Here is a 593-nt window from a genome sequence, read left to right as displayed (position 1 = left end):
AATCTTTGTAAGAGAGGATGTTTTGTTAACTGAGCCTTTGAAATTTGGTATTCATAGAGATAGTTGCTATTGTCTGATATGAGATAAAGCTCGCCATCTATATATTCTAGACCTGATGCAGCACTAATCCCAAAGATTTCTAAATATTTTTGCAAAGAAAATTCATTCATATTTTTTCTTTAAATAATATCGAAAGATCGATTTACTAATTTAGCTTAATTTATAAAAATTGCTGCTATTTTATGAATTCTATAATTAGTAGATATAAATGTTGAGATATATTGGATCATACCCTCTAAAAATTTTTAGTCTGTTTTGTAAAGAAGGTCTATCTCAAAATAAAAATTTGACTGAAATTTAATTGGAGATAGACCATTGTTCTTGTGTTTATAAAACAAAGAATTCTATATTCAAGCTTTTTGACCTTCAATTTAACTTATATCGATCAGTTTTCCATCTAAATTAAAAACTTTGGATCTTACTTTTCCCCATGTTTTACTTATTCTGTTTTTCTTGATCTTGGCATATCGCTGTGTCGTTCTGATGGTTTTATGTCCAAGCATCTTACTCACTTCCTCAAGGGAAAACTCAAA

1 protein-coding gene is annotated in these 593 nt (G+C 28.5%); it reads right to left on the bottom strand.

What is annotated here, in order from left to right:
• Positions 1 to 170, bottom strand: a 170-nt coding sequence (locus ACFRAE_RS17735; RefSeq protein ID WP_422798504.1) for a DUF6929 family protein, incomplete at its 3' end; no start/stop codon positions are given.
• Positions 171 to 593: the final 423 nt, after the last annotated feature.

Origin of the sequence: Sphingobacterium sp. HJSM2_6, assembly GCF_049316305.1 — a bacterium.
In the GTDB taxonomy this organism is placed as follows: Bacteria; Bacteroidota; Bacteroidia; order Sphingobacteriales; family Sphingobacteriaceae; genus Sphingobacterium.
Note: the sequence above shows the minus strand (reverse complement) of the source record. Positions and strands in the feature narration are given on the sequence as shown.